This window comes from Stenotrophomonas sp. NRRL B-14846 (assembly GCF_050473585.1).
Classification (GTDB): domain Bacteria; phylum Pseudomonadota; class Gammaproteobacteria; order Xanthomonadales; family Xanthomonadaceae; genus Stenotrophomonas.
Genome location: NZ_JBFLUN010000005.1, coordinates 1 through 18,425, shown reverse-complemented (window position 1 = coordinate 18,425; position 18,425 = coordinate 1). Strand labels below are relative to the sequence as shown.

The 18,425-nt window shown below is 67.4% G+C and carries 16 protein-coding genes and 3 pseudogenes; 8 read left to right on the top strand and 11 right to left on the bottom strand.

What is annotated here, in order from left to right; genetic code table 11:
- Positions 1–410, top strand: a 410-nt coding sequence (locus tag AB1281_RS00540) for a DNA-3-methyladenine glycosylase I (protein ID WP_430344821.1), incomplete at its 5' end; no start/stop codon positions are given.
- 73 nt (positions 411–483) lie between these two features.
- Here the strand turns inward: AB1281_RS00540 and AB1281_RS00535 are convergent.
- The 3 genes from AB1281_RS00535 to AB1281_RS00525 all read right to left on the bottom strand — a co-directional run bounded on the left by AB1281_RS00535 (position 484) and on the right by AB1281_RS00525 (position 1,961).
- Entirely contained in the window at positions 484–1,191 is a 708-nt protein-coding gene (locus tag AB1281_RS00535) for a YitT family protein (protein WP_014036228.1), read from the bottom strand.
- Positions 1,192–1,284: 93 nt separating this feature from the next.
- A complete protein-coding gene (locus AB1281_RS00530; protein WP_430344820.1) occupies positions 1,285–1,734 on the bottom strand; it encodes a GNAT family N-acetyltransferase in 450 nt (149 codons plus the stop codon).
- Between the two features lie 95 nt (positions 1,735–1,829).
- Entirely contained in the window at positions 1,830–1,961 is a 132-nt protein-coding gene (locus AB1281_RS00525) for a DUF4287 domain-containing protein (protein WP_430344823.1), read from the bottom strand.
- A gap of 169 nt (positions 1,962–2,130) precedes the next feature.
- On the opposite strand from AB1281_RS00525, the pseudogene AB1281_RS00520 reads away from it, so the two are divergent.
- Positions 2,131–3,029, top strand: a pseudogene (locus tag AB1281_RS00520) (LysR family transcriptional regulator).
- A gap of 51 nt (positions 3,030–3,080) precedes the next feature.
- On the opposite strand, the pseudogene AB1281_RS00515 reads toward AB1281_RS00520, so the two are convergent.
- From AB1281_RS00515 to AB1281_RS00500, 4 genes and pseudogenes are all read right to left on the bottom strand, one after another.
- Positions 3,081–4,065, bottom strand: a pseudogene (locus AB1281_RS00515) (aldo/keto reductase).
- Between the two features lie 110 nt (positions 4,066–4,175).
- On the bottom strand, positions 4,176–4,859 hold the full coding sequence (locus AB1281_RS00510) for a hypothetical protein (protein ID WP_430344819.1): 684 nt from the start codon (positions 4,857–4,859) through the stop codon (positions 4,176–4,178).
- Positions 4,860–4,945: 86 nt separating this feature from the next.
- On the bottom strand, positions 4,946–6,109 hold the full coding sequence (locus AB1281_RS00505; protein WP_285302785.1) for a PilT/PilU family type 4a pilus ATPase: 1,164 nt from the start codon (positions 6,107–6,109) through the stop codon (positions 4,946–4,948).
- Positions 6,110–6,188: 79 nt separating this feature from the next.
- Positions 6,189–7,226, bottom strand: a complete 1,038-nt coding sequence (locus AB1281_RS00500; protein ID WP_004147099.1) for a type IV pilus twitching motility protein PilT — start codon at positions 7,224–7,226, stop codon at positions 6,189–6,191.
- 87 nt (positions 7,227–7,313) lie between these two features.
- Between AB1281_RS00500 and AB1281_RS00495 the strand changes: the two genes are divergently transcribed.
- Both AB1281_RS00495 and proC read left to right on the top strand, forming a co-directional pair.
- Entirely contained in the window at positions 7,314–7,991 is a 678-nt protein-coding gene (locus AB1281_RS00495) for a YggS family pyridoxal phosphate-dependent enzyme (protein WP_430344818.1), read from the top strand.
- An 18-nt stretch (positions 7,992–8,009) separates the two neighbouring features.
- A complete protein-coding gene (gene proC / locus AB1281_RS00490; RefSeq protein WP_430344817.1) occupies positions 8,010–8,831 on the top strand; it encodes a pyrroline-5-carboxylate reductase in 822 nt (273 codons plus the stop codon).
- 103 nt (positions 8,832–8,934) lie between these two features.
- Here the strand turns inward: proC and AB1281_RS00485 are convergent.
- Positions 8,935–9,793 (bottom strand): annotated as a pseudogene (locus tag AB1281_RS00485) (LysR family transcriptional regulator).
- 118 nt (positions 9,794–9,911) lie between these two features.
- On the opposite strand from AB1281_RS00485, the gene AB1281_RS00480 reads away from it, so the two are divergent.
- A complete protein-coding gene (locus tag AB1281_RS00480; protein ID WP_430344816.1) occupies positions 9,912–10,514 on the top strand; it encodes a short chain dehydrogenase in 603 nt (200 codons plus the stop codon).
- A gap of 66 nt (positions 10,515–10,580) precedes the next feature.
- Here AB1281_RS00480 and soxR read toward each other — a convergent pair whose 3' ends face one another.
- Positions 10,581–11,015: a redox-sensitive transcriptional activator SoxR gene (gene soxR / locus AB1281_RS00475; protein WP_014036217.1), complete on the bottom strand. Its 435-nt coding sequence runs from the start codon at positions 11,013–11,015 to the stop codon at positions 10,581–10,583.
- A gap of 29 nt (positions 11,016–11,044) precedes the next feature.
- Between soxR and AB1281_RS00470 the strand changes: the two genes are divergently transcribed.
- Positions 11,045–12,466: an MFS transporter gene (locus AB1281_RS00470; protein ID WP_430344815.1), complete on the top strand. Its 1,422-nt coding sequence runs from the start codon at positions 11,045–11,047 to the stop codon at positions 12,464–12,466.
- Positions 12,467–12,551: 85 nt separating this feature from the next.
- On the opposite strand, the gene AB1281_RS00465 is transcribed toward AB1281_RS00470, so the two are convergent.
- Together AB1281_RS00465 and AB1281_RS00460 are read right to left on the bottom strand one after the other, a co-directional pair.
- Positions 12,552–14,573 carry an esterase/lipase family protein gene (locus AB1281_RS00465; protein WP_430344814.1) on the bottom strand — a complete coding sequence of 674 codons (2,022 nt, stop codon included), beginning with the start codon at positions 14,571–14,573 and terminating at the stop codon, positions 12,552–12,554.
- Complete coding sequence (locus AB1281_RS00460; protein ID WP_430344822.1) at positions 14,573–15,547, bottom strand: DUF4105 domain-containing protein; 975 nt, start codon at positions 15,545–15,547, stop codon at positions 14,573–14,575. The genes AB1281_RS00465 and AB1281_RS00460 overlap by 1 nt, the downstream gene beginning before the upstream one ends.
- A gap of 169 nt (positions 15,548–15,716) precedes the next feature.
- On the opposite strand from AB1281_RS00460, the gene AB1281_RS00455 reads away from it, so the two are divergent.
- Entirely contained in the window at positions 15,717–16,121 is a 405-nt protein-coding gene (locus tag AB1281_RS00455; RefSeq protein ID WP_049443405.1) for a GFA family protein, read from the top strand.
- 331 nt (positions 16,122–16,452) lie between these two features.
- Positions 16,453–18,285 (top strand): TonB-dependent siderophore receptor, encoded by a 1,833-nt coding sequence (locus AB1281_RS00450; RefSeq protein WP_430344813.1) that lies wholly within the window; start codon positions 16,453–16,455, stop codon positions 18,283–18,285.
- The last annotated feature ends 140 nt before the right edge of the window (positions 18,286–18,425 follow it).

Genomic DNA, 18,425 nt, shown 5'->3' with positions numbered 1-18,425 from the left:
TGAGCTGGGAGACGATCCTGAAGAAGCGCGAGGGTTTCCGCACGGCCTATGACGGTTTCGATGTCGACCGCGTGGCGGCCTACGCCGAGCAGGACATCGAGCGCCTGCTGTCGGACGCGGGCATCATCCGCAACCGGCTGAAGGTGCTGGCGGCGATCCACAATGCGCAGGTGATCCAGCAGCTGCGGGCCAGCCATGGCAGTTTCGCGGCGTGGCTGGATGCGCATCACCCGCGCAGCAAGGCCGACTGGGTGAAGCTGTTCAAGAAGACGTTCCGCTTCACCGGCGGCGAGATCACCGGCGAATTCCTGATGAGCCTGGGTTACCTGCCGGGTGCGCACGCCGCGGACTGCCCGGTGCATGCGCGGCTGTTGACGCTGTCGCCGCCGTGGTTGAAGGCTTCCCGGTAGTGCCGGCCGCTGGCCGGCAGCCTCGGGAGGCCACAGGTGTTGCCGGCCAGCGGCCGGCACTACCGTCGAATCGTCACACGCCCATGTAGCGGCCAGGGCGGTGGTTGAACATCAGCACCAGGCTGAGCACCACCGCGCCGATGGCCGAGTACAGCACCTTCGACGGCGACAGCACGAAGAACGCGGCCACCATCAGGCAGGCGTCGTAGGACATCTGCACCTTGCCGGCGCTCCAGCCGCGGGTGCGCTGCAGGTACACCGCCAGGATGCCGATGCCGCCAAGGCTGGCGCGGTGGCGGATGAAGAACAGGATGCCCAGGCCGGACAGCGCACCGCCCACGATCGCCGAATACAACGGGTTGATGTGCGAGAAGTCGATCCAGCGCGGCAGCAGGTCGGTCAGCACGCCACAGGCGGTGACCGCGGCGAAGGTCTTCAGGGTGAATTCCCAGCCCATGCGCCGCAGCGCCACCCAGTAGAACGGCAGGTTGACCAGCACGAACACCAGGCCGAAGTTCCAGCCCATCGCGTAGTGCAGCAGGAACGCCATGCCGGCCATGCCACCGATCATCAGCCCGCCCTTGGCGAAGATGGCCAGGCCCAGCGAGGCCACCATCGTGGCCAGCACCATGCCCTGCACGTCCTCGGCGATCGAGTGACGCAGCGCTTTTTCGTCGGCGGTGGTGCCGGCACTGTCGGGCGGCGGGGTCAGCGGACCGGCGGTGACCAGGTGGCCGTCAGCGTCGTCGCACGGCGCGGGGCCATGGGAAGGAAGGGACATGCGGGTGGGGGAACAGCGGGTGGGGAGCGGTATTAGACACGATCCGCATGACAGTTGCAGATGAAATCGTTCAGCCACCCTCGCCCATTCAGGTTATCCCAGGCCCGCAACAGGCAACACGGCCAGCATGTCCTCGCCATCGTCATCCATGCCGGTCTCGACGAACCCGAAGCTGCCATAGAAGGCGCCGGCGACCGGATTGCGCGGGTTGTAGCAGATCTCGACCTCAGCCACGCCGGGCGTTGCCCGGATCTGCGCCAGCGCCAGTTCCAGCGCGCGGCGCCCGATGCCACGCCCCTGCCAGCGCTGATCGACCATGAAGCGCCAGATCGACGTCCGCTGCGGCGTCTCCGGCACCCACATGAAGAACCCGACCAGCTCGCCATCGGCCTGGATGGCACGGGTCTGGTAGCCGGGATGGAATGCTGCCTGCACCAGCGACCAGGTATTGCCGGCGACGAAGTCCTGCTGCGCCTCACTGACCTCGAGGTCGCACACGGCTTCGTAGTTGTCGACGGTGATCGCGTCCAGCGTGACCTGCATGGGGGCGTCCTGCCTCGGGATGGACGCCCAGTCTGCCCGAGCCTGGATGCCGTGTGGCGAGGCCCCACACGGCCGTTCAGCGCAGCGTTGCCTGCTCAGCCCTTGCCGGCCAGGTGATGCGCCACCAGCGCGTTGGCATGGCCGTGGCCCAGCCCATGTTCGCTTTTCAGGAAGCTGACCAGCTCCATGTGTTTCAGGCCTTCCTGCCCGCCAGCAACCCGAACCAGTGCGCTACGGGCTGCCCGTAGGTCTTCTCGATGGAGGGGAAGTACGAGGCTGGCCCTTGGGCTTTTCAGTGCTCATGCGGAAGCTCCTTGCGTTGGATGTACCGTTACGACGAACCGGCGAGCCGGAAATCGACAGCTCCGCTCAATCCGGGAGCCGTATCATCCCTGCATGCCCCGTGAAAACCTCAACGACCTGCAGGCCTTCGTCCACGTCGCCCGCGAGGGCAGCTTCACCAGGGCCGCCGCCCAGCTCGGCGTGTCCCAGTCAGCGCTCAGCCATGCCATGCGCGGCCTGGAACAGCGCTTGGGTGTGCGCCTGCTGACCCGTACCACCCGCAGCGTGTCCACCACCGAAGCTGGCGCCCGCCTGCTCGAGACCCTCGCTCCACGCCTGGCCGAGATCGAGGACGAACTGGCCGCGCTGGCCGAGTACCGCGAGCGCCCCGCCGGCACCATCCGCATCAACGCCACCGGCCATGCCGCCGAGTACCTTGCCTGGCCGCGGCTGGCGCCGCTGCTGCAGCGCTATCCGGACCTGAAGGTGGAACTGACCACCGACTACGGCCTGGCCGACATCGTCGCCGAACGCTACGACATCGGCATCCGCCTCGGCGAGCGGCTGGCCCGCGACATGGTCGCGGTTGCCGATCAGCCCGCCGCTGCGCATGCGCGTGGTCGGCGCGCCCAGCTACTTCCGCCAGCACGTGGTGCCGCAGCATCCGGACGATCTGGCCGCGCACAACTGCGTGACCCTGCGCCTGCCCACGCATGGTGGACTGATGCCGTGGGATTTCGGCCAGGACGGCGACGAACTGAGCGTGCGCGTGACGGGGCCAGTGGACCTTCAACACCATGGGCATGACCCGCGCCGCGGCGCTGGCCGGCAGCGGATTGGCCTGGCTGCCGGAAGACCAGGTGCAGCCGATGCTGGACGATGGTCGCCTGCAGTCGGTGCTGGACGACTGGTGCCCGCACTTTGATGGCTACTACGCGTATTACCCATCGCGCCGCCACGTCACCGTGGCGATGCGTACGGTGCTTGATGCGCTGCGCGGGCCGATGGGGTGAGGGTCAAGGAGTGCGGACCAACGGTCCGCACCCACCGCATCCACCTGGTGATCAGCCCTTGGCCTGCGCCGCACGCTGCGCGTTGTAGCGCTCGCCGACGATCGACACTTCGTCCAGTGCCTGCGCGATACGCTGCAGGTCCTCCGGTGCCAACTGCAGGTCGACCGCGCCCAGGTTTTCTTCCAGGCGATGGACCTTGGTCGTGCCCGGGATCGGCACGATCCACGGCGCCTGCGCCAGCAGCCAGGCCAGCGCCACCTGTGCCGGCGTGGCGCCACGTGCGGCAGCAATCGTGCCGATGCGATCAACCAGTGCCTGGTTGGCACGACGTGCTTCCACCTGGAAACGCGGCACGCTGTTGCGGAAGTCGTTGGCGTCGAAGGTAGTGTCGGCGTTGATCGCGCCGGTCAGGAAGCCGCGGCCCAGCGGGCTGAACGGCACGAAGCCGATGCCCAGTTCCTGCAGGGTCGGCAGCAGCTCGCGCTCCGGCTCGCGCCACCACAGCGAGTACTCGCTCTGCACGGCGGCCACCGGCTGCACCGCATGCGCACGGCGCACGGTGGCGGCGCTGGCCTCGGACAGGCCGAAGTGGCCGACCTTGCCTTCGGCGATCAGGTCGCGCACGGTGCCGGCCACGTCTTCGATCGGCACGTTCGGGTCCACGCGGTGCTGGTAGAACAGGTCGATATGGTCGGTGCGCAGTCGCTTGAGGCTGGCTTCGGCCACCGCACGGATGTTCTCCGGGCGGCTATCCAGGCCGGGTATCGACGCGCGCATCCTTGAAGCCGAACTTGGTGGCGATCACCAGCTTGTCGCGATACGGCGCCAACGCTTCGCCAAGCAGGTCTTCGTTGGTGTACGGGCCATACACCTCGGCGGTGTCGAAGAAGGTCACGCCACGCTCGATGGCGGCCTGCAGCAGGGCGATGCCCTGGCTGCGCTCCACCGGCTGGCCGTAGGCGTGGGTCAGGCCCATGCAGCCCAGGCCCAGGGCGGAAACCTTCAGGCCGCTGCGGCCGAGTTCACGTGTCTGCATCGTCGTGCTCCAGAGGGGGAGCGCTGACGATACGCCTGCACTGGCGGTGGATTGAACCGGCTGGATGGCAGTCGGTCATGACTGGAATTCATCAATCGGCGGCGCGCCGGTCATTCCATGCCCTGCAGGGTGTCAGTGCACCCCGCCAGTTCCGCCATCATCCTCCCAGTGTTGCGGAACGCCGGATCCCGCGGCACCCATCGCGCGAACCAACGCTGCTCGCCGTCCACCACGGACTCGAACATCCACGTTGAGCCATCAAGCCCAGCGCTCGAGTCTTCGCCCTGCAACAGCGAAAATGCGGCGGCGATGGCCTTCCATTCCTGCGCACTCAGCGCGCGCGGTGGCGCGCACGTGCCGCCCTTGATGACGGTGGATGGAGGCCCGGGCGACGATCCGGGAATCTCGAAATCGCGTGCACTGCGCCCGACGATCCACGCCTGGCCGGCTGCGTTGCGCTGCGCGCGTATGACCACGCCCGGGAAGAACGCAGGATCCCAGATGAAGCGATACGCTTGGACCGGTACGCTGCCACAGCGGAACGACGGTTCTGGCAAGTCACCCAGATCCCGCAACCGGGCAACGTAGGTCGCCCTCGCAAACCCGGTGAAATCGATGAAGGGAGGCCGGTCGTCGCTAGGCTCCACCGCAGGCAGCGGCAGCAGATACCAGGCCTGTGCCTGCGGATCACCGCAGCCTTCCATCGCCACAGGAGCCGCGTGCTCGGGCGGGCGGGCACAACCGCCCTGCAGCAGCACGGCGATGGCCAGTATCACGCTCGCAGTCGCACGCATGCAGGCCTCCCTGGCAGGTTCACGCCGGCGTGCATCCGGCGCTGCGGTCATCCCGGAGCAGAGGGCGCCTGCAGGCGCCCGTCCAGTCACCGGATCTCGGAAATCTCCACGCCATCCAGCCCCTGCGACAGGGTGCGGGCATCGCCGCCCTGGCTGAGCTTGATGCGCAGGCGTACTTCGTTCTGCGAATCGGCGTAGCGCAGCGCGTCCTCGTAGCTGATCTCGCCGGCCTGGTACAGCTCGAACAGGCTCTGGTCGAAGGTCTTCATGCCCAGCTGGGCCGAGTCCTTCATCACTTCCTTCAGCTTGTGGATCTCGCCGTCGCGGATGTAGTCCTGCACCAGCGGCGTGCCCAGCAGGATCTCCATCGCCACCTTGCGCGAGCGGCCATCCGGCGACGGCACCAGCTGCTGCGCGACCACGCCCTTGAGGTTCAGCGACAGGTCCATCAGCAACTGGTTGCGGCGGTCTTCCGGGAAGAAGTTGACGATGCGGTCCATCGCCTGGTTGGCGTTGTTGGCATGCAGGGTGCACAGCACCAGGTGGCCGGTTTCGGCGAACGCGATGGCGTGGTCCATGCCTTCGCGGGTACGCACCTCGCCGATCATGATCACGTCCGGCGCCTGGCGCAGGGTGTTCTTCAGGGCCGCTTCCCAGCTGTCGGTATCGATGCCGACCTCGCGCTGGGTGATGATGCAGCCCTCGTGCTTGTGCACGAATTCGATCGGGTCTTCGATGGTGATGATGTGGCCGGTCGAATTCTGGTTGCGGTAACCGATCATCGCCGCCAGCGAGGTCGATTTACCGGTACCGGTGGCACCGACGAACAGGATGATGCCGCGCTTGGTCATCGCCAGCGTCTTGATGATCGGCGGCAGGCTCAGTTCTTCCACGGTCGGAATGCGCGTCTCGATGCGACGCAGCACCATGCCAACCTGGTTGCGCTGGTAGAAGCAGCTGACGCGGAAGCGGCCGACACCGGACAGGCCGATGGCGAAGTTGCATTCGTGGGTCTTCTCGAATTCCTCGCGCTGCGCCGGGGTCATCACGTTCAGGACCAGGTCGCGGCTCTGCTGCGGCGTGAGCGGGGTCTGCGTGATCGGCGAGATCTTGCCGTTGACCTTCATCGCCGGCGGCATGCCGGCCGTGATGAACAGGTCCGAGGCGCGCTGGTGCGCCATCAGCTTGAGGAACGAAGTGAAATCGATGGTGGTCGCGGTGGTGTTCACGGCGGGCTCCCAATGGGGCATGTACCAGGAAACGGTCGGTGGAGGAAACGGCGCGGGTACGGCGGCGCACTGGCGCACGCCGCCCCGTTGTTGCCCCGCCTTACTCGAACAGGCGCTTGTCCTTGGCGTACTCGCGGGCCTGGTTGCGGGTGATCAGGCTGCGCTTGACCAGGTCCTGCAGGTGCTGGTCCAGGGTCATCATTCCGTACTGCTGGCCGGTCTGGATGGCCGAGTACATCTGCGCGACCTTGTCCTCGCGGATCAGGTTGCGGATGGCCGGGGTGCCGACCATGATTTCCCACGCAGCGGTACGACCGCCGCCGACCTTCTTCAGCAGAGCCTGCGAGATCACCGCACGCAGCGACTCGGACAGCATCGAACGCACCATCGGCTTTTCGCCGGCCGGGAACACGTCGATGATACGGTCGATGGTCTTGGCCGCCGAACTGGTGTGCAGAGTGCCGAACACCAGGTGGCCGGTTTCCGCGGCGGTCAGTGCCAGGCGGATGGTTTCCAGGTCACGGAGTTCGCCGACCAGGATGATGTCCGGGTCCTCACGCAGCGCCGAGCGCAGCGCTTCGTTGAAGCCATGCGTGTCGCGGTGCACTTCGCGCTGGTTGATCAGGCACTTCTGCGAGGTGTGCACGAATTCGATCGGATCCTCGACGGTGAGGATGTGGCCGTATTCGTTCTTGTTGATGTAGTCGATCATCGCCGCCAGCGTGGTCGACTTGCCCGAGCCGGTCGGGCCGGTCACCAGGATCAGGCCCTGCGGCTGCTGGATCACCTCGCGGAACAACGGCGGGCAGGCCAGGTCCTCGAGGGTGAGCACCTCGGAGGGAATGGTACGGAACACCGCACCGGCGCCGCGGTTCTGGTTGAACGCGTTCACACGGAAGCGCGCCAGCGACGGGATCTCGAAAGAGAAGTCCACTTCGAGGAATTCCTCGTAATCGCGGCGCTGCTTGTCGGACATGATGTCGTACACCAGCGCGTGGACCTGCTTGTGGTCCAGGGCTGGGATGTTGATCCGGCGAACATCGCCGTCCACGCGGATCATCGGCGGCAGGCCTGCAGACAGGTGCAGGTCGGACGCTTTGTTCTTTACGGAAAACGCCAGCAGTTCGGCGATATCCATGAGCGGCTACTCCCCAATAACGGCTTCGACTGGAAGGATCTTTCCCCGGGCGGCAGTATAGCCTCCTGATTCAACGGAACGCGTTACGTGGCCACTCCCCTGCCCCAGATCCTGAGCAACCTGCATGCTGCCGCCGAGGCGGCCGGCCGGCCCGATCCGCGCCTGCTGGCCGTTTCCAAGACCCAACCGGCCGAGGCCGTGGCCGCGCTGGCCGCACAGGGCCAGCATGCCTTCGGCGAGAACTATGTGCAGGAAGCGCTGGCCAAGATGCAGGCGCTGCAGCACCTGGCGCTGGAGTGGCACCTGATCGGCCACCTGCAGTCGAACAAGGCCGATGCCGTGGCCACCCATTTCGACTGGGTGCAGAGCGTGGACCGGCCCAAGCTGGTGACGGCGCTGGCGCGCCATCGCCCGGCCACGCGCGGCCCGCTGAACGTGCTGATCCAGGTCAACATCGACGATGAGTCCAGCAAGCACGGCTGTGCGCCGGAGGCCGTGGACGCATTGGCCGCCGCGATCGCCGCCGAGCCCCAGCTGCGCCTGCGCGGCCTGATGGCGATTCCGGCGCCGTGGCCGGAGGCCGAGCGTCGTCGGGATGCATTCGTGCGCATGCGCGCCCTTTTCCAATCACTGGCCGCCCAGTACGCGCAGGTCGACACGCTGTCGATGGGCATGAGCAGCGACTACGCCGAAGCCATCGCCGAGGGCGCCACCCTGGTGCGCATCGGCACCGCCCTGTTCGGCGCGCGCCCGCGCCCGGCCTGATTTTCCAAGGAGACTTCCATGGCAGCTGATTCCATCACCTTCATCGGCGGCGGCAACATGGCACGCAGCCTGATCGCCGGCCTGATCCGCCAGGGCGTGCCCGCCGCGCACATCCATGTGGCCGAACCGGTTGCAGCACTGCGCGAGTCGCTGGCCACCGATTTCGGCGTACAGGTACACGACAACGCCGCCAATGCCGCCGCACAGGGCCGCACCTGGCTGCTGGCGGTGAAGCCGCAGGTGCTGCGCGAGGTCTGCCAGTCGCTGCAGGCACTGGCCCAGGCGAACCGGCCGCTGGTGGTGTCCATTGCCGCCGGCATCACCAGCGCGCAGCTGGAACGCTGGCTGGGCGGCAACCTGCCGGTGGTGCGTGCAATGCCCAACACGCCGGCCCTGCTCGGCGCCGGCGTGACCGGCCTGTATGCCACGCCGTCGGTGGATGCACAGCAGCACGCGCAGGCCGAACAGGTATTGGCCAGTGCCGGCCGTACCGTGTGGATCGAGCGCGAGGCGCTGATGGATTCGGTCACTGCCGTGTCCGGCAGCGGGCCGGCCTACGTGTTCCTGCTGGCCGAAGCGATGGAAGCGGCGGGCATTGCCCAGGGCCTGCCGGCCGAGGCCGCGCGCACGCTGGTGGTGCAGACCCTGCTGGGCGCCTCGCGCATGCTGGATGAAGCCGGTGAAAGCCCCGCCGAGCTGCGCCGCCGCGTGACCTCGCCGAACGGCACCACCCAGGCCGCGATCGAGCGCTTCCAGGCCGGTGGTTTCGAAGCGCTGGTGGACACCGCGCTGCGCGCCGCGCAGGTGCGTGGGCAGGAACTGTCTGCGGCGAATGATTGATCCCGATGTGTGCCGACCAACGGTCGGCACCTACCATCATCCACGCATGGCGTGGATCTACTGATGCCTGTCTCTTCAGTAGATCCACGCCATGCGTGGATGCTCATTGCCCCAATGTGGCCATGACGAAATCGACGAAGCACTGCAACCGCGGGCGCGGCCGTCGATCCGGCAGGTAGATCAGGTGCATCGGCCGCGGTTCGGGCAGGTAGTCGCGCAGCAGTGGCTTCAACCGTCCGGCCGCGATCTCGCCGGCCAGCAGGGCGGTCGGCTGCAGCACCAGCCCCGCCCCGGCCACGGCGGCCTCACGCAGTGCAACACCGTCGTTGCAGGTCAGCCGCGCCTCCCAGTCCACCTGTTCGCCGTTGGCCAGCTGCCAGCCATGGCCACCACGCCAGGCGAGATGGCTCAGGCAGTCATGTCCTTCCAGATCCGCCGGCTGTGCGCGGCGTGCCGCGCCGGCGCAGGTATGAAGGCGCCGCGCACAGGCTCATTGCGTAGGGCGGCAACGGCCGCGCCACCACCTCCTGCGATGGCAGCGGTCCGACCCGGATCGCCACGTCGAAGCCGTCCTCGATCAGATCCACGCGGCGGTTGCTCAGGTCCAGTTCGATGTTCAACTGCGGCTGCGCGCGCAGCAGGCCGGCCAGCTGCGGCGCCAGCACGCAGCTGCCCCAGGTGGTCGGCGCACTGACCCGCAGCAGGCCACGCGGCTGTACCTGCAGACCGGCCACGTCGGCCTCGGCATGCTGCACCTGCTCCAGCACCTGCCGGCACCCGGCCAGGTAGGCGCTGCCGGCTTCGGTCAGGCGCTGGCGGCGGGTATTCCGTTGCAGCAGCGCCGTCCCCAGGTGCGCCTCCAGCTGCTGGATGTACTTGCCCACCATCACCGCCGAGACCTGCAGCTGTTCGGCGGCGCCGGCGAAGCTGCCACGCTCGGCGACCGCCACGAAGGCCTGCATGCATCGGAGGGTATCCATTACTAATCCTGGGTTAGGAATCTGCGAAGCATACGCCGCTTACCTAACCCTGCTGTGAGGGCGCAGACTGCGCCCATTCCCCCTCCCGCAAGGAACCGCCATGAAGATCCTCCTCGTGGGTGCCAGCGGCACCCTCGGCCAGGCAGTCGCCCGCCAGCTCGGCCAGCAGCATCAGATCCTCGCCGCCGGCCGCCACAGCGGTGAGCTGCGCGTCGACCTGACCGACGACGCCAGCGTTGCCGAGCTGTTCGCGCGTACCGGCCCGGTCGATGCGGTGATATCCACCGCTGGCAAGCTGTACTTCGGCCCGCTGCAGGAGATGACGCCCGAGCACTTCAACATCGGCCTGCAGGACAAGCTGCTGGGCCAGGTGCGGCTGGCGCTGGTCGCCCAGCACCACCTCAACGCCGGCGGTTCGATCACCCTGACCAGCGGCATCGTCAGCGCACAGCCGATCCGCGATGGCGTCAACGCCACCTCGGTGAATGCCGCACTGGAAGGCTTCGTGCGTGCCGCCGCACTCGAGCTGCTGCCGCGCGGCCTGCGCATCAACGTGGTCAGCCCGAACGTACTGATCGAATCGATGGCCGCCTACGGCCCCTACTTCCCGGGCTTCGAGGCGGTGAGCGCGCAGCGCGCGGCGCTGGCCTTCCAGCGCGCAGTGGAAGGCATCCAGAGCGGCGAGACGATCACGGTCTGGTAAGAAAAAGGGGACGGAGGGGATTAAGTCGTTTGTGCACTTGCGACTTAATCCCCTCCGTCCCCTTTTTCATTCCCAGCGCATCGGGCCGTCGCCGCGTTCGCCGAGGACGTCGCCCGGGTTGGCCAGGCGACAATGCTGCAGCGACAGGCAGCCACAGCCGATGCAGCCGGTCAGTTCATCGCGCAGCAGCTGCAGCATGTGGATGCGCTCTTCCAGCTCGGTGCGCCAGCGCGCGGACAGCTTGGCCCAGTCGGCCTTGGTCGGCGCGCGGCCTTCAGGCAGGCTCTCGAAGGCACGGCCGACCGCTTCCAGCGGCATGCCCACCCGCTGCGCCACGCGGATCACCGCCAGCCGGCGCAGCACATCCCGGCTGTAACGGCGTTGGTTGCCCGAAGTGCGCAGGCTGCTGATCAGCCCCTTGCGCTCGTAGAAATGCAGTGCGGAAATGGCCACGCCACTGCGCTGGGAGACCTCGCCAACGCTGAGTTCCTGGGATGCCATTGCTTGACCTCAACTACAGTTGAGGTGTCATGCTGCTATCTTCGCCGCCCGTTGACAAGCGCGGCCTGCACCTGACCCGTATGACCCCGACCCTCTCTCCCGCCGACGCCCACCTGCCGGCTGACACCTCGATCCTGTCCGCGCGCTACCGCGCCACCACCATCGGCATGGTTGCGCTGGTCGCGCTGCATGCCTTCGAGGCATTGGCCGTCGCGGCCGCGATGCCCACCGTGGCCGAAGCGCTCGATGGCCTGCGCCTGTACGCGCTGGCCTTTGGCGGCACCCTGGCCACCAGCGTCATCGGCATGACCCTGGCCGGGCGCTGGGCCGATCGCCACGGCCCCGCGCGCCCGCTCTGGTACGGCCTGGCCTGCTTCGTGCTGGGCCTGTTGCTGGCCGGCTTTGCGACGCGCATGGGCATGCTGGTGGCCGGGCGCCTGATGCAGGGCCTGGGCGCGGGCGCGATTTCGGTCTCGCTGTACGTGATGGTCGGCCGCAGCTACCCCGAGCACCTGCGACCGAAGGTGTTCGCGGCGTTCTCTGCGGGTTGGGTGGTGCCCTCGATGGTCGGCCCGGCGTTGAGTGGCCTGATCGTGCAGCATCTGGGCTGGCGCTGGGTATTCCTGGCAGTGCCACTGCTGGCGATACCCGCCGCACTGCTGCTGCGCCCGGCATTGGCGCGCATGCAGTCTCCCGTTGCGCCCGGCAACGATGGTGAACGCGGCAACGTGGTGCGCTGGGCCAGTGGCGCCTCACTGGCCGCACTGCTGCTCTACGTCGGCGGCCAGCAACAGGGCATGGCTGCCCTGCTCTGCATCGGCGTGGCGATGCTTGCGCTGCTGTTCTGCGTGCACCGGCTGTTGCCGGCCGGAACGCTGATCCTGCGCCGCGGCCTGCCCAGCGTGATCGCGCTACGCGGCATCGCCGCCGCAGCCTTCTTCGCCTGCGAGGCCTATCTGCCCCTGCTGCTGCAGCGCGAACGCGGGCTTTTGCCCAGCTGGGCCGGCGCGGTGCTCAGCCTCGGTGCGCTGGGCTGGTTCGCCGGCTCCTGGCTGCAGGGTCACCAGCAGCGCGGCTGGTCACGCCAGCAGCTGCTGCGCGTTGGCACGGTGATGATGACGGTCGGCATCGCCGCCACGCTGGCGGTGCTGTTCAAGCAGATGCCGCTGCCGGTCGCGCTGGTCGGCTGGGCCGTGACCGGTTTCGGCATGGGCATGATCTACGCCAGCCTGTCGGTGCTGACCCTGTCGCTGTCGGCGCCGCATGAGCAGGGTGCCAATACCTCGGCGCTGCAGCTGAGCGAGGCGCTGTCGGTGACCACCGCGCTGGCGGTCTCCGGCGCGCTGTTCGCCCTGTTCGTGGAAAGCGCGCCGCACACCGGCTACCTGCTGTGCCTGGCGATCACTTTCGGCCTGGCGGTGCTGGCCGCGGTGATCGCGCGGCGGGTGTAGGCGGCAGCGCTCGGTAGTGCCGGCCGCTGGCCGGCAACCTCCACGCACGCAGGAATGCTGTGATGATGCCGGCCAGCGGCCGGCACTACCTGGTAGCGGCGCCCATGTCATCGATATCCCGATGCAGGATGCGCCGCACTTCCAGCACGGCCTGCGGGGTTTCCTGCACGCTGTGGCCGGAGATGATCACTTTCTCCGACAGCGCACCCGGCAGGTGCGCGCTCCAGTACGGCACCAGCCCGTCATCAGACTTCTCCACCGGCAGCTCCGGCTTGCGCTGGGCGATGATCGAGTGGTACTTCAGGCCCGCTTCGATCGGCAACTGCGCGGCGGCCTTCACGAACGGATCGCTGGCCTTGAGGTTGTCGATGCTGTTGGGGATCTTCGGCTTGGCGGTGCCATCGACCTGCTGTTCGGCCTGCGCCAGCGCCATGAACACATCCTCGAACTTGCCGAGGATGGTCAGCGGCAGGCGCACCAGGCGACCGATCAGGCGCCCGACCTTGTTGCCGGCGATATCCGTGCCCTGGTGCGGCGCGGCGATGAAGATCGCGCGCTCCACGTTCGGCTGCGCCTTGAAATGCAGCAGTGGCCCCAGCTTGGTCTGCACCCGCTTCAGGCGCTCGCCCTTCAGATCGTAGTTGGCCAGCAGGTCATCCCACAGCACATCACCGGAATCGCTCACCAGCAGGCGCGCGAGCACGCCGCCCATGCTGTGGCCGATGTAGACCATGTCCTTCGATGCGCGCGTGGTGCCATTGGGATCGAAGTGCTTCAGCGTATCGTTGAACGCGTTGGCGATCTCGTAGCGGTTCAGCGCGATCGGTGCGTTGGTCGGGTAGTAGACCTGCCACACCTGGAACTGCTGGCGCAGCTCGGGATCGCCCATGATCTCGTTGGCCAGGTTCACCCAGGCTTCCGGGCTGCTGGCCAGGCCGTGCAGCATGAAGATGATGCGGCGGTTCGGGTCCCACGGCTGCATCAGGTAGATGTGCGGTTCGCCGATGCCCTCGCTCATGCCGAACAGGGTGCGCAGTGACTGCCGGGCGAAGCCGCTCTGCGCCAGCCACAGGCCGTAGGCGGCGGTGAAATTGCCGGCCAGCGGTACCTGTTCGCCGTGCAGGGTGATGCGTTCGGTGGCTTCCGGCGAATAGGCATCGAGCTCGACCCGGCGCGTGCGCATCACATCGTCCAGGCTGCTGCCCTCGAACCGCAGCAACGCAGTGACGTTGATCGAGGACATCTCGCTGAACTCGGGCACCGAATCGTCATGGCGATGGCGGCGGCCACGACGCGCGTCGTCCTCATCCTCCGGCGGCGTATCGGCCTTCGGGCCATCCGGCGCGATCACCGGCGCGACCAGCTTCGGCGGGTCCATCACCATCACCAGCTCGGCGCCGAAACCATCGCGGCGATAGGTGCTGCGCAGGCCGACGAAGCTGACCGTGCCGGCCGGTACCAGCTGCGCAGGAATGCTCTTCAGGTTCAACTGCTGGTAGTTGGAGGCCAGCGACCAGCTGCCGACCGTGAGCGGTTTCGTATAGTCCTCGCCCGCCAGCGCAGCGGCGCGTGCGCGCACGAACAACACCACTGCCGCCTTCTCTGCCGCGTAGTTGTAGTAGTCGCGCACCTGCGTCTGCCGGTCCTCGAAGGCACGGTCGGACGGCGAACGCCCGCTGTAGAACAGGTAGGCATAGGCATAGCGCGCGGCTTCCAGCCAGGCGTCCAGCGCCGCATCGCTCATCGGCGGATCGCCGGCGGCGGTCTTCTTCGGCGTCAGCGCCAGCGCGGCCTTCACCCACAGTTCGGACAGCGCCGACAGCCGCTGCTCGACATTGAGGTCATCGGTCATCAGCAGCGTGCTGCGGCAGACCAGGAAGTCCTTCTCGCATTGCGACTCGTCCAGGCCCGCCGCGCTGAGCGTCTCGCGCGCGGCCGGGCTGAGCTTGCCGGTGTTGAGCACGTCGGCACGCTTGTTCACCAGCGAATCGCTGGATTTGACCTGTTTGACGGTCACCATCGCGCAGCCGCTGCTGCCCAGCAGCAGGAAGGCGGCGAACAACACCGGCAGCGCGCGCTGCCAGCGGATCAGGAAGAGTCGGGTCATTACTGCGGGTCCTGCTCGGTGCCGGGCACGCCCTGGCGGATCACGGTGGAGAAGTGGTCGCCGCTGCCCAGGTCCAGCGCACGCTGGGTGATGCGGCCCTTGTCATGCAGTTCGGCGTACGGCACACCCGGCGTGAGCGCACCCACCTCCTGCGCGTACTCGGCCAGATACCCGGACAGCAGCAGGCGATAGTCCAGCGGCAGGCGCGGCGCGATGTGCCGGGCCAGGTCGAAGACGATGGTGGTGCAGTTGCTGGTGAGCGTGTTGTAGAAGCCCGGCTTCGCATCCAGTTCGCGCGCCTGCGCGATGTACGCGGCAAACAGCTCCTTCAGCTGCGCACGGTCCATGCCGTGCAGGCGGTACAGGTAGACATCCTCGCCGCGCGCGTTGGTGCGGGTGCGGATGATGTCGGTCTCCTCCGAGGCCACCAGAGTCATCTCGAACTTGCGGAAGAAGCCGCCCAGCGCCGAGAACGATTCACCACGTTCCTTGCGGATCTCCAGCGAGAACACCACGTGGCGGCCATCCTCGAAACCGAACGAGATGAGGGTGTGGGCGATCGCGGGGCCCATCCAGTACGACAGCACCAGGTCGGCCGAGCGCAGCTGGTCCAGGTCGTATTCGCGGCGCACCCAGCGCGCGTCGTAGTCGGTTTCGCTGCGCCAGGTGAAATCACGCACGTTGTCGAACACCACGTGGCGCCCGTCGAAGGACACCACATGCAGGCGCTGGGCCACGTCATCGGCCCACACGCGGTCCTGGCGTGGGGTCAGCAGCAGCCACCACAGGCCAGCCAGCGCCAACGAGGCGCCGAACGCCATGCCCAGGCGACGATGGCCACGGCCACGCGCGACCCGCCACGACGCCCACAGCGCAAGCAGCAGCCACAGCACCGCAATGCCGTTCGCCAGCCAGCCCGGCCCCGGCATCTGATAGGCCAGCAGCCCGGTCACCCACAACGCTGCCAGCGCCATGGCACTTCCTGTCATCCAACGTCCTGCGGCTCTCACTGGCATCCTGTCGCGGTCCCGAAGCCGCATAGTTAGCCACAAGCGGGTTCACCGTGGCATCTACGGCCCGTTCAGGCACGCCGGTGCACCGTCTGCGGCGGCCCCGCGGCCAGATGGATCACAAGGAGCAACGATGGGCATCACTTCCGTGGCCGGCGTTCCGGTCCAACCCCAGCACCGCGCCACCTGCCATTGCGGCACGGTCGAACTGCTGCTGGACCTGCCGGACGGCATCGTCGACCCGCGCCGTTGCGACTGCTCGATGTGCCGGCGCCGGGGTGCCATTGCAGCCAGCGTTACCCGCGCGGGCCTGCAGGTGGTGCGCGGGCAGAACCACCTGCAGCTGTACCAGTTCAACACCCATGTGGCCGAGCACTACTTCTGCGGCGTGTGCGGCATCTACACCCATCATCGGCGCCGCTCCAACCCGGAACAGTACGGTTACAACGTGGCCTGCCTGGAAGGCATCGACCCGTTCGCGCTGGGTGTGATCCCGGTCAACGACGGGGTCAACCACCCCGCCGACCGCACCGGCTAGTGGCGCGCGCGCCGCGGCGGCGTGGCGACCTTCTGCCAGGGCGCCATGCCACTGCGCCCGGCCCGCGCCGGGCGTTTCAACCAGGGGCGGCGTGGCGGCGCCTGCGGCGCGTCCGCGACCGGGGGAGGAAGTGGTCTACGGCCGGGCCAGAGATGGTCGAGCAACCACATGGCGGGTCTCCGTGGGGGACGGGGACGACCAAGGCTAGGCGCGGGCCGGCATAGGGAGCGTGATGCGAAGGCGACCGCCGGATGACACGCTATTGATAATCATTTGCATCAATCCAAGGCAATCCCGATAATCCGCGGCGATCTTCCATGGACCGACCGCCATGCCTGCCCGCCACACCCTGCTCTCCCTTGCCCTGGCGCTGCCCGGTGCCCTCACCGCACCACTGGCTGTGGCTGCGGAAACACCGGACGCCCGGACCCTGGACCGCGTCAGCGTCGTTGCCGACCGCGCCAGTACCGCGACCAAGACCGATACCGCGCTGACCGCGACGCCACAGGCGATCAGCGTGGTCACCCAACAGCTGTTCACCGATCGCGGCGCGCACAACCTGCAGGAAGTGCTGCGCTACAGCGCGGGCGTCACCGCCGATGCCTGGGGCCTGGATACGCGCAACGACGCTACTTCGGTACGCGGCCTGGACCCGGTGCAGTACGTGGATGGCCTGCGCCGCAGCTACGGCTTCAGCCCCCTCGCCCGCCCGGAAATCTATGGCCTGGAGCGGGTGGAAGTACTGCGCGGCCCCTCCTCGGTGCTGTACGGCGCCGGCGCCACCGGCGGCATCATCAATGCCATCAGCAAGCGCCCCACCTTCGGTGCGGCACGCGGTGAGATCGGCGTGCAGCTGGGCAGCTTCGATCGCAGGCAACTGCAGGGGGACGTCGGCGGTGCATTGAACGCGGACGGCTCCGTGGCCGGTCGCCTGGTCGGCTTGGTACGCGCCTCCAACATGCAGACCGACACGCTCAAGGATGACCGCGTCTACCTGGCACCGTCGATCAGCTGGCGTGGCGAACGCAGCACCTTGACCCTGCTGGCCAGCTATCAGCATGACAAGACCGGCTCCAGCCAGCAGTTCCTGCCGCTGGCCGCGACCCTGCTGGCGCCACCCGGCCGCCGCCTGGATCCCTCCACCTTCATCGGCGACCCGGGCTTCGACCGCATCGACTCCCGCGTCTACAGCCTGACCGCACTGTTCGACCACAGCTTCAACGACGTGCTCAGCCTGCGCTCGGCCGTGCGCTACATCGATGGCAAAACGACGCTGCAGCAGATGTACGTGGACAGCTACAGCAACCCGGCCGATCCGTTCATCGACGCCGCACGTCGCGTGGTCAACCGTACCGCCTATGGCACCCGCCCGGATGTGCAGATCCTCAGCGCGGACAATGCGCTGCAGTTCGACTTCGCCACCGGCGCCTTCCAGCACCTGTTGTTGGCCGGCGTCGACTACAGCAAGTACCAGGAACAGCTGCAGCGCCTGGATGCCACTGGCACACCGATCGACATCTACGCCCCGGTATCGATGGCACCGACGGTGCGTGGCTGGGACCGCCAACCCGACCAGACCTCCACCCAGCTGGGGCTGTACGTGCAGGATCAGATCCGCTGGGCCGACCGCGTGTCGCTGGTACTGGGCGCGCGCCGCGACCATGCACGCTCGAAGACGGAGGGCCAGCCCAGCCAGACCGACAACGCCACCACCTATCGCGCCGGCCTGATCGGCGAACTGGGCGCCGGGGTGTCGCCCTACCTGAGTTACAGCGAATCGTTCCTGCCGGTCACTGGCCAGGACCTGTTCGGCCAGGCCTTCAAGCCGATGCGTGGCCGCCAGAGCGAGGCAGGCATCAAGTGGCAACCCGCGCGCAACCTGCTGCTGACGATGGCGGCGTACCGCATCACCGAAACCAACCGGCAGACCAACGACCCGGACAACGTACTGAACGTAGTGCAGACCGGGCAGATCCGCTCCAAGGGCATCGAGCTGGAAGGCCAGTTCCAGTTCGCCAACGACCTCACCGTCACCGCCGCCGTTGCGCGCAACGAGGCCGAGGTCAGCCGCAGCAACTTCGCGCTGGAAGTGGGCCAGCGCCTCAACGACACCCCGCAGGACCTGGCCTCCGGCATGGATTTCGAAGGGCTTCCAGCTGGATGATGCCGCACGCCTGCGCCTGGCCTGGGCGTGCGCCACGTCGGCAATACCGTGTCGCTGGGCAACGGTGGGCGCATCATCACCCCCAGCTACACGCTGGCGGACGCCTTGGTGGAAGTACAGGTGACTGACTGGACGATGGC

Coding starts and splice junctions, on each gene's coding strand:
- AB1281_RS00500 (WP_004147099.1), bottom strand. CDS start 7,226: ATGGATATCGCCGAACTGCTGGCGTTTTCCGTAAAGAACAAAGCGTCC.
- AB1281_RS00530 (WP_430344820.1), bottom strand. CDS start 1,734: ATGCAGGTCACGCTGGACGCGATCACCGTCGACAACTACGAAGCCGTG.
- AB1281_RS00455 (WP_049443405.1), top strand. CDS start 15,717: ATGGGCATCACTTCCGTGGCCGGCGTTCCGGTCCAACCCCAGCACCGC.
- proC (WP_430344817.1), top strand. CDS start 8,010: ATGGCAGCTGATTCCATCACCTTCATCGGCGGCGGCAACATGGCACGC.
- AB1281_RS00450 (WP_430344813.1), top strand. CDS start 16,453: ATGCCTGCCCGCCACACCCTGCTCTCCCTTGCCCTGGCGCTGCCCGGT.
- AB1281_RS00510 (WP_430344819.1), bottom strand. CDS start 4,859: ATGCGTGCGACTGCGAGCGTGATACTGGCCATCGCCGTGCTGCTGCAG.
- AB1281_RS00470 (WP_430344815.1), top strand. CDS start 11,045: ATGCTGCTATCTTCGCCGCCCGTTGACAAGCGCGGCCTGCACCTGACC.
- AB1281_RS00505 (WP_285302785.1), bottom strand. CDS start 6,109: ATGCCCCATTGGGAGCCCGCCGTGAACACCACCGCGACCACCATCGAT.
- AB1281_RS00465 (WP_430344814.1), bottom strand. CDS start 14,573: ATGACCCGACTCTTCCTGATCCGCTGGCAGCGCGCGCTGCCGGTGTTG.
- AB1281_RS00480 (WP_430344816.1), top strand. CDS start 9,912: ATGAAGATCCTCCTCGTGGGTGCCAGCGGCACCCTCGGCCAGGCAGTC.
- soxR (WP_014036217.1), bottom strand. CDS start 11,015: ATGGCATCCCAGGAACTCAGCGTTGGCGAGGTCTCCCAGCGCAGTGGC.
- AB1281_RS00460 (WP_430344822.1), bottom strand. CDS start 15,547: ATGGCGCTGGCAGCGTTGTGGGTGACCGGGCTGCTGGCCTATCAGATG.
- AB1281_RS00535 (WP_014036228.1), bottom strand. CDS start 1,191: ATGTCCCTTCCTTCCCATGGCCCCGCGCCGTGCGACGACGCTGACGGC.